At 71.2% G+C, this 9,366-nt stretch carries 6 protein-coding genes; 4 read left to right on the top strand and 2 right to left on the bottom strand.

Annotated features, from left to right (window positions below; all coding sequences use genetic code 11):
* Positions 1 to 341: 341 nt before the first annotated feature.
* Positions 342 to 3,491, bottom strand: a complete 3,150-nt coding sequence (gene ileS / locus AADR41_RS30060) for an isoleucine--tRNA ligase (protein WP_342284630.1) — start codon at positions 3,489 to 3,491, stop codon at positions 342 to 344.
* A gap of 566 nt (positions 3,492 to 4,057) precedes the next feature.
* On the opposite strand from ileS, the gene AADR41_RS30055 reads away from it, so the two are divergent.
* Genes AADR41_RS30055 through AADR41_RS30040 form a run of 4 tightly spaced genes read left to right on the top strand, consistent with a single transcriptional unit; the run spans position 4,058 to position 6,978 of the window.
* Positions 4,058 to 4,873 carry a TraR/DksA family transcriptional regulator gene (locus AADR41_RS30055; RefSeq protein ID WP_446751124.1) on the top strand — a complete coding sequence of 272 codons (816 nt, stop codon included), beginning with the start codon at positions 4,058 to 4,060 and terminating at the stop codon, positions 4,871 to 4,873.
* A gap of 58 nt (positions 4,874 to 4,931) precedes the next feature.
* Positions 4,932 to 5,534: a signal peptidase II gene (gene lspA / locus AADR41_RS30050; protein WP_342284628.1), complete on the top strand. Its 603-nt coding sequence runs from the start codon at positions 4,932 to 4,934 to the stop codon at positions 5,532 to 5,534.
* Positions 5,535 to 5,557: 23 nt separating this feature from the next.
* On the top strand, positions 5,558 to 6,499 hold the full coding sequence (locus AADR41_RS30045) for an RluA family pseudouridine synthase (protein WP_342284626.1): 942 nt from the start codon (positions 5,558 to 5,560) through the stop codon (positions 6,497 to 6,499).
* Complete coding sequence (locus AADR41_RS30040) at positions 6,496 to 6,978, top strand: GNAT family N-acetyltransferase (protein ID WP_342284624.1); 483 nt, start codon at positions 6,496 to 6,498, stop codon at positions 6,976 to 6,978. The genes AADR41_RS30045 and AADR41_RS30040 overlap by 4 nt, the downstream gene beginning before the upstream one ends.
* A 14-nt stretch (positions 6,979 to 6,992) precedes the next feature.
* On the opposite strand, the gene AADR41_RS30035 is transcribed toward AADR41_RS30040, so the two are convergent.
* Complete coding sequence (locus tag AADR41_RS30035; protein WP_342284622.1) at positions 6,993 to 9,308, bottom strand: glycosyl hydrolase family 95 catalytic domain-containing protein; 2,316 nt, start codon at positions 9,306 to 9,308, stop codon at positions 6,993 to 6,995.
* Between the last annotated feature and the right edge of the window lie 58 nt (positions 9,309 to 9,366).

Genomic DNA, 9,366 nt, shown 5'->3' with positions numbered 1-9,366 from the left:
CCCCTACCCGCCCCTTCCCGAGACCGGGGCTCTCCCCCGGACCCCGCTCCTCAATCGCCGGAGGGGCTGAGAAGGACGCGGGGCCGGCCGGAAAGGACGGTCGGGGCGGCGGAAGCGACCTGGGGGCGGGGTGGCAGCGAGGCGTCGGGGGGGGTGGTAGCGAGGCGTCGGGGCTGGATGGTAGCGAGGTGCCGGGGTGCGGCAGGAATCGGGAAGTGCCGGGAGGGTGCGATTCGGGAAGTGCCGGGGGGTGCGAGTGGGGAAGTGCCGGGAGGGTGTGGGGACAGCAGGAGGGCCCGGTCGGACTGGTGTCCGGCCGGGCCCTGCTGTTTCTTCGTGGGTTACTGCTCCGTCTTGCGGAGGCGGAACGCCAGCGCCAGGCCCTCGTCCTCGAACGGCTCGCCGTACGTCGGGTCCGCCTCGCCCTGGGCGTAGTCCAGGGCCAGGACCTCGTCCGCGATCAGGGCCGCGTGTTCGGTCAGGGCCTCCACCGTGGCGGGGGAGGCCGACGTCCAGCGGACGGCGATGCGGTCGGCGACGTCCAGGCCGCTGTTCTTGCGGGCCTCCTGGATGAGGCGGATTGCGTCACGGGCGAGGCCCGCGCGCCGCAGCTCCGGGGTGATCTCCAGGTCCAGGGCGACCGTCGCACCCGAGTCGGACGCCACCGACCAGCCCTCGCGCGGGGTCTCGGTGATGATCACCTCGTCCGGGGAGAGGGTGACCGTCTCGCCGTCCACCTCGACCGAGGCCGTGCCCTCGCGAAGGGCCAGCGAGAGGGCCGCCGCGTCGGTGTTCGCGACCGCCTTGGCCACCGCCTGGACGCCCTTGCCGAACCGCTTGCCGAGCGCCCGGAAGTTCGCCTTCGCGGTCGTGTCGACCAGCGAGCCGCCGACCTCGGAGAGCGAGGCCAGCGAGGAGACGTTCAGCTCCTCCGTGATCTGGGCGTGCAGTTCGGGGGAGAGCGTCCCGAAACCGGACGCCGCGACCAGGGCGCGGGACAGCGGCTGACGGGTCTTCACGCCGGACTCGGCGCGGGTGGCCCGGCCCAGCTCGACCAGGCGGCGGACCAGGGCCATCTGCGTGGAGAGGGCGGGGTCGATCACCGACAGGTCCGCCTTCGGCCAGGTGGAGAGGTGGACCGACTCGGGGGCGCCCGGCGTGACCGGGACGACCAGGTCCTGCCAGACCCGCTCGGTGATGAACGGGGTGAGCGGGGCCATCAGCCGGGTCACCGTCTCGACGACCTCGTGCAGGGTGCGCAGCGCGGCCTTGTCGCCCTGCCAGAAGCGGCGGCGCGAGCGGCGTACGTACCAGTTGGACAGGTCGTCGACGAAGGCGGACAGCAGCTTGCCGGCGCGCTGGGTGTCGTAACCCTCCAGAGCCTGCGTGACCTGGTCGACCAGCGCGTTCAGCTCGCTCAGCAGCCAGCGGTCCAGGACCGTGCGGTCCGCCGGGGCCGGGTCGGCCGCGGACGGCGCCCAGTCCGACGTACGGGCGTACAGGGCCTGGAAGGCGACCGTGTTCCAGTACGTGAGGAGCGTCTTGCGGACGACCTCCTGGATGGTGCCGTGACCGACGCGCCGCGCCGCCCACGGGGAGCCGCCGGCCGCCATGAACCAGCGGACCGCGTCGGCGCCATGCCGGTCCATGAGCGGGACCGGTTCGAGGGTGTTGCCCAGGTGCTTGGACATCTTCCGGCCGTCCTCGGCGAGGATGTGGCCCAGGCAGACCACGTTCTCGTAGGACGACTTGTCGAAGACCAGGGTGCCGACCGCCATCAGCGTGTAGAACCAGCCGCGGGTCTGGTCGATGGCCTCCGAGATGAACTGCGCCGGGTAACGGCTCTCGAAGAGCTCCTTGTTCTTGTACGGGTAGCCCCACTGCGCGAACGGCATCGAGCCCGAGTCGTACCAGGCGTCGATGACCTCCGGGACGCGGTACGCCTCCAGCTGGCAGTTCTCGTGCGTGCAGGTGAACGTGATCTCGTCGATGAACGGGCGGTGCGGGTCGAGGCCCGACAGGTCGGTGCCGGCCAGCTCGCCGAGCTCGGTGCGCGAGCCCACGCAGGTGAGGTGGCCGTCCTCGCAGCGCCAGATCGGCAGCGGGGTGCCCCAGTAGCGGTTGCGGGACAGCGCCCAGTCGACGTTGTTGTTCAGCCAGTCGCCGAAGCGGCCGTTCTTGACGGAGTCCGGGAACCAGTTGGTCTTCTCGTTCTCCTGGAGCAGCCGGTCCTTGATGGCGGTCGTGCGGATGTACCAGGACGGCTGCGCGTAGTAGAGCAGCGCGGTGTGGCAGCGCCAGCAGTGCGGGTAGCTGTGCTCGTACGGGACGTGCCGGAAGAGCTTGCCGCGGGCGGCCAGGTCCTCGGTGAGCGCCTCGTCGGCCTTCTTGAAGAAGACGCCGCCGACCAGCGGCAGGCTCTCCTCGAAGGTGCCGTCGGGGCGGACCGGGTTCACGACCGGCAGACCGTAGGAGCGGCAGACGACGAGGTCGTCGGCGCCGAAGGCGGGGGACTGGTGGACCAGACCCGTACCGTCCTCGGTCGTCACGTACTCGGCGTTGACCACGTAGTGCGCCTCGGCGGGGAAGTCCACCAGGGTGAAGGGGCGCTCGTAGGCCCAGCGCTCCATCTCACGGCCGGTGAAGCTCTCGCCGGTGGTCTCCCAGCCCTCGCCCAGCGCCTTCTCGACCAGCGGCTGCGCGACGACGAGCTTCTCCTCGCCGTTCTTCGCGACGACATAGGTGACGTCGGGGTGCGCGGCGACGGCGGTGTTGGAGACCAGGGTCCAGGGAGTGGTCGTCCAGACGAGCAGGGCGGCCTCGCCGGCCAGCGGGCCGGAGGTGAGGGGGAAGCGGACGAAGACCGAGGGGTCGACGACCGTCTCGTACCCCTGGGCCAGCTCGTGGTCGGAGAGGCCGGTGCCGCAGCGGGGGCACCAGGGGGCGACGCGGTGGTCCTGGACCAGCAGGCCCTTGTTGAAGATCTCCTTCAGCGACCACCACACGGACTCGACGTACTCGGGGTCCATCGTGCGGTACGCGTCGTCGAGGTCGACCCAGTAGCCCATGCGGGTCGTGAGGTCGGTGAACGCGTCGGTGTGGCGGGTCACGGACTCACGGCACTTGGCGTTGAACTCGGCGATGCCGTACGCCTCGATGTCCTTCTTGCCGTTGAAGCCCAGTTCCTTCTCGACCGCGAGCTCGACCGGCAGTCCGTGGCAGTCCCAGCCGGCCTTGCGGCCGACGTGGTAGCCCTGCATGGTCCGGAAGCGGGGGAAGACGTCCTTGAAGACGCGCGCCTCGATGTGGTGGGCGCCGGGCATGCCGTTGGCGGTGGGCGGGCCCTCGTAGAAGACCCACTCGGGGCGTCCCTCGGACTGTTCGAGGCTCTTGGCGAAGACCTTGCTGTCGCGCCAGAAATCGAGCACGGCGTGCTCCAGCGCGGGCAGGTCGACCTGGGCGGGTACCTGGTGGTACTGCGGCGATGTCATGGGCGGACTTCCTCCGGCGGACGTTTTCCACTTCCGTCGGAGGGACGAGGGCCTCATCGGCTCCCGCGGTACCACCCTCCTTGGCCCCGGGCGTTCGCCCGTGGCCCCCTCATTGGGGCGCGATGCCGGTTCTACTTGCCTGGCGCCAGTGGGCGGAGCCCACTGTCCAAAGCGTTCTTCCGACGGCTCCGGGTGATCTTCACGACGCGCTCGCCCCCGGGCTTCCACCGTCCCCGGGTCGCTCCTGGCTGCGTACGACGCTACTCGTCCCATCCATGCCTCTCGCTGAGGCCAGTGTACGGGCCCGTACGGGGGACGGCCGACCGGTTTAACGCGGCGGACGGGGCGTGACCCGAATGGCCAGACGGCGGAGTACGGAGTCCGGGCGGGGGGTCCGGGGGCGGATTACCCGGCCGTGAGCTGGGCACAACGGATGCAGGCAGGCCCGGATCCGGACGCGGGGAGGAGCGATTCGGCGGCGTGCCCCGTTGCCGCGGGGCTGGGGTCGATTTATCGTCCCAGCACGATTCGCGTGCAAGATCACAATATGTGAAGGGGCCGCGGCCATGGTGGCGAAGAAGACCGCCGCAAAGAAGACGGCGTCGGCCGGATCCACGGGCGCGGCGGCCGGGGAGACGGGTGGCGACGCGGGTATGGAGACCGTCCCGGAGGCCGGTGCGACGAAGGCCGCGGCGAAGAAGACCGCGGCGAAGAAGGCGGCGGTGAGGAAGACCGCCGCGAGGAAGGCGGCGGCCGGACAGGCGGACGCCGGGCACGAGGCGCCGCTCAAGAAGGCACCTGCGAAGAAGAGCGCAGCCAAGAAGGCTTCGAAGAAGGCCGCCGACGCGGCCGAGGGGGCGGCCGAGGCCGCCGGGAAGACGGGAGCCCACACGGTGGTAGCCAAGAAGAGCGCGGCCCGGACCCGCACGGCCGGCACGGGCGCGGCGCCCGTGCCCCCGGCCCGCGGGGTCGCCGCTACAGCCCCCGGCGAGCTGGCGGTCAGGCCGGGCGAGGATCCCTGGACCCCGGACGAGGTCGCCGAGGCGCGGACCGAGCTGAGCAGCGAGGCCATGCGGCTGCGCAGTGAACTGGAGGCCGCGAGCGCCGCGCTCGCCGGGCTGATGCGCGACTCCGGCGACGGCGCGGGTGACGACGAGGCGGACACCGGCACCAAGAACATCACCCGCGAGCACGAGATGTCGCTCGCCGCCAACGCCCAGGAGATGCTGGAGCAGACCGAGCGGGCGCTGGCCCGGCTCGACGCCGGGACGTACGGACTGTGCGAGATCTGCGGCAATCCGATCGGCAAGGCACGGATGCAGGCGTTCCCCCGCGCCACGCTCTGTGTCGAGGACAAACAGAAGCAGGAGCGACGCGGCTGATCCCGGGCGGTGTGTCGTACCCTCGTCCTCAGTCAGGAACCTAGGTTGAGGGATTCACGTGGCAGAGGCGGAGCGCATCATCGGTACGCCGGACATCCCCGATGCTGAGGGGACAGAGGGGGACGAGGCCGCGGACCGGGTCGAGGACCGGGGCGAGGAGACCGCCCCGGGCAGGGGCAGGCGCAAGATCATGGTGCTCTTCGCCGTGGCCGTGTTCGCCTATCTCCTCGACCTGAGCAGCAAGATGCTCGTGGTCGCGAAGCTGGAGCACCACGAGCCGATCGAGCTCATCGGCGACTGGCTCCAGCTCAGCGCGATCCGTAACGCCGGCGCCGCGTTCGGCATCGGCGAGGCGTTCACCATCATCTTCACGTTCATCGCGGCGACCGTCATCGTGGTCATCGCCCGGCTCGCGCGCAAGCTCTACAGCCTGCCGTGGGCCATCGCGCTCGGCCTGCTGCTCGGCGGTGCGCTCGGCAACCTCACCGACCGCATCTTCCGCGCCCCCGGCACCTTCCAGGGCGCCGTGGTGGACTTCATCGCCCCTGCTCACTTCGCCGTTTTCAACCTCGCGGACTCCGCGATCGTCTGCGGCGGCTTCCTCATCGTGATCCTTTCCTTCAAGGGTCTGGACCCCGACGGCACCGTGCACAAGGACTAGTAACGGCAAGGCATACTCGACAGGTGAGTACGTATCCCGAGGTCCGCACCCTGCCCGTACCCGACGGTCTGGAGGGCGAGCGTGTCGACGCCGCCATCTCCCGGATGTTCGGCTTCTCCCGTACCAAGGCCGCCGAGCTGGCGGCCTCCGGGAAGGTGCAGGTGGACGGCTCGGTGGTCGGGAAGTCCGAGCGGGTCCGGGGCGGGGCCTGGCTGGAAGTGGAGATGCCGCAGGCGCCCGCTCCCGTACAGATCGTCGCCGAGCCCGTCGAGGGCATGGAGATCGTGCACGACGACGACGACATCGTCGTGATCGTGAAGCCGGTCGGCGTCGCCGCCCACCCCAGCCCCGGCTGGACCGGTACGACCGTCATCGGCGGTCTCGCCGCCGCCGGGTACCGGATCTCGACGTCCGGCGCCGCCGAGCGCCAGGGCATCGTCCACCGCCTCGACGTCGGCACCTCCGGCCTGATGGTCGTCGCCAAGTCCGAGCGGGCCTACACCCTGCTGAAGGCGCAGTTCCGCGACCGGGTCGTGGAGAAGAAGTACAACGCGCTGGTGCAGGGCCACCCGGACCCGATGAGCGGCACCATCGACGCCCCCATCGGGCGCCACCCCAACCACGACTACAAGTGGGCCGTCACGGCCGAGGGCAAGCCCTCCGTGACGCACTACGACCTCATCGAGGCCTACCGCTCCGCCAGCCTCCTGGACATCAAGCTGGAGACGGGCCGTACGCACCAGATCCGGGTGCACATGTCCGCCCACCGCCACCCCTGCGTCGGCGACCTCACCTACGGCGCCGACCCGACGATGGCCAAGCGCCTCGGCCTCACCCGGCAGTGGCTGCACGCCGTCCGGCTGGGCTTCGAGCACCCGTCCGACGGCAGCTGGGTGGAGTTCGCCAGCGGCTACCCGGACGACCTCCAGCAGGCCCTGGACAAGATCGCGGCGGAGAGCGAATGACCGGCACGCCCGCCCCGTACACCACGCGCACCGTCGTCGACGAGCAGGACCTCGCGGCCTGCTTCCTGGTCCGCAGGGCCGTCTTCGTCGGTGAGCAGGAGGTGCCCGAGGAGATCGAGTACGACGAGCTCGACGCGGTCGCCCTGCACGTCATCGCCGTCGCGGCGGACGGCTCGGCACTGGGCACCGGGCGGCTGCTGCACGGTCCGGCCGCCGCCGGCCGGACCGGTGGCGACCCGGCCGTCGGCTCGCTCGGCAGGCTCGCGGTGACCAGGGAGGCGCGCGGCCTCGGGGTCGGCGCCGCGCTGGTCCGGGCCATCGAGGACGCGGCGCGGGAGCTGGGCCTGGACGCCGTCGACCTGCACGCCCAGACCCATGCGCTCGGCTTCTACGAACGCCTCGGCTATGTCGCGCACGGCCCCGAGTTCCCGGACGCGGGCATTGCGCACCGGGCGATGCGCCGCGCCCTGCGGGACTGAGGGCGCGGGCTGCCCTACTCCGGCAGGCCCCAGCGGGTCCACGTGCCGTTCGACGGCACGTCGCGCGGGACCGTCCGCGGGCGGGGCGCGCCCCGCGGAGTGATCACCGCCGTGGCGCCGCGCGGCAGGGCGAGCGTGATCCGGCCCGGCCCGGTCTCCCGCCAGCGCAGCGGGCGCCCGTGCGCGTCCCGTACCTCGATCCGGCCCGTGACCGAGTGGTCCAGGGTCAGCGGTGCGCCCGCCTCGCTGCGCACCCGCACCCAGCGCGTGGCACCGCCCGAGCGGTCCGCGTCCACCAGGAAGGCGCCCTGGGTGCGCAGCGACGCGATCGAGGCGTCCGCCCAGCGCTCCGAGACGGACGGGAAGACCTTCACCACCCCCTCGTGGCTCTGCACCACCATGTCGAGCATCGACCGGGCGGCGGACAGCGGGCTCTCCAGGGCCAGGTTCCTGCCCTCCCGGTACATCGTGTTGACCGTCATCGCACAGTCCGCGACCACGTTCAGACCGGTGAAGAAGGTCAGGAAGTCGAGGGCCTTCTCCGGCTCGTCCACCACCGAGTACATGGACGAGGCGGTGGCGTAGCTGTAGCCGTGCCACAGCTCCTGCATGGAGACCCAGTGGTCCATGGAGCGCCGCATCACCTCGCGGTCGCCCGCCCGGTCCCAGTTCCGTTCGCGCAGCGGGTACAGCCACAGCAGGTGCGAATGGTGCCGGTGCGAGCCCGCCAGCGGGACGTCCCTGCCGATCATGACGCCGGCCGCCGGGTCCTCGGCGTACGGGGTCAGGCGCCGCTCGATGTCCTGCCAGCGCCTCAGCCGCGGATCGTCGTTGCGCAGCAGCCGCGCCGAGGCGATCAGGGTGCGCACTCCCCAGCGGATCAGCGAGAGGTCGTAGGTGCAGTCCTCGGCGTTGGCGTACTCGGGGGAGCGGGTCTCCAGCAGATGCAGCCTGCCGTCCGGGCCCTCGTGCAGGAAGTGCGCGTAGAAGTTGACGGCCCTGGCGAGGATCGGATACACCACGTCGCGCAGCACCGACAGGTCCATGGAGTGGCGGTAGGACTGCCAGACGTTGTGCAGGGCCCAGGTGAGATTGCCGAAGTTGTCGGAGACGTGGGACGAGCCGGGGGCGCCGACGTCGTAGGTGTCGCCCGCGCGCAGCTGCCAGTCGGAGGGGTGGCCCAGCGCGTAGCTCTCGCCGTCGCGGTGGTCGGCCGGGACCGAGGCGGGGAGGTTGTGCTCGAAGCGGCGGAACGCGCCTGTCACCGAGTCGAGTTCGGGGTGGTTGGAGCCGTGGATCGGGGCCATGCCGATCTGGACGTTGAGGTTCCACCAGACCGCGGTCCAGTTGTTGCCGACCTCGGGGAACCAGGGGCCCCATTCGGAGATCGTCGGGCCGTCGGCCCTGGTCGACGCGGCGAGCTTGTAGAGCTGGATGAGGTAGAAGCTCTGCAGCCGCTTGTCCGGCACGGAGAGGAAGCTGCGCCGGTAGTACGCGTGCCACCAGCGCCGGTGACGTTCCACCAGCCGGTCCGGGGCGGTGGCCAGGGTGCGGTCCACGGCCCGCAGCGCGTCGGCCGTCGCCTCGGACACCCGGCCGGGGAAGCGGTACACGAGGTGCGCGGCGAGCAGCCGGCCGGTGCCCTCGCGCCGCTCGCGCCAGGCCGTGGTCCAGCCGCCGCCGGCCAGCAGGGGCTGCTCGACGAAGCCGTCGCCGGTGCGGGGGTCCGGATTGGGTGTGTAGTCCTCGGGCCTGCCGCTGGTACGGGTGGTGGCGGCCCGCAGCCACTGGAAGCTCCAGGCCGCGGACTCCTCGCCGGGGGTGGGGCGGGTGGAGACCAGCAGGGCGCCGGTGTCGTTGTGGACCAGGGCGGAGAGGGCCAGCGAGCCCCGGGTGGTGGTGACGGTGCCGCGCAGCTCGGCGTCGTACAGGTCCAGCGTCCAGTCGACGGCGGTGATCTCCCCGGCCAGGGTCAGGGTGAAGTACCCGATGGGGAGGCGGGAGAAGCCGATGCCGCCGCGCCACTGGCCGCGCTGGTCCTGCACCTGGCTGTGACTGATCATCAGCTTCAGCGTGTTCGCGGCCGTTCCGGCGTACAGCTGCGCGCCCAGGCGGCCGTTGGCGAGGAACGGGGCCTCCTGCCAGCTGGTGGGGAGCGTGCGCCAGGTCATGGCGGCGTCGCGGACGGTCCGCTCGTGGATGTCGATGTCCGGACGCTCCGTCGGTACGGGGCCGGCCGCCGCCCAGGAGGTGGGGGAGCCGGCCAGCCAGAGCGCGGATGTTCCGGCGGCGGCGGTGGAGACGAAATGCCTTCGGGAGAACGCGGTCACAGGGTCTCTCCTGCCAGTCATGTACGTGGTGAGAGTTCTTGTCCTTGAATCACGCACG

The sequence above is a fragment of the Streptomyces sp. CLV115 genome (genome assembly GCF_038448545.1).
GTDB classification, from domain to species: domain Bacteria; phylum Actinomycetota; class Actinomycetes; order Streptomycetales; family Streptomycetaceae; genus Streptomyces; species Streptomyces sanglieri.
The sequence above is the reverse complement of the archived record's forward strand: the minus strand, read 5'-3'. Positions and strand labels throughout refer to the sequence as shown.

What these genes read in the sequence shown, in the direction of transcription:
- ileS (WP_342284630.1), bottom strand. Translation starts at nt 3,491, where the DNA reads ATGACATCGCCGCAGTACCACCAGGTACCCGCCCAGGTCGACCTGCCC.
- AADR41_RS30055 (WP_446751124.1), top strand. Translation starts at nt 4,058, where the DNA reads ATGGTGGCGAAGAAGACCGCCGCAAAGAAGACGGCGTCGGCCGGATCC.
- AADR41_RS30040 (WP_342284624.1), top strand. Translation starts at nt 6,496, where the DNA reads ATGACCGGCACGCCCGCCCCGTACACCACGCGCACCGTCGTCGACGAG.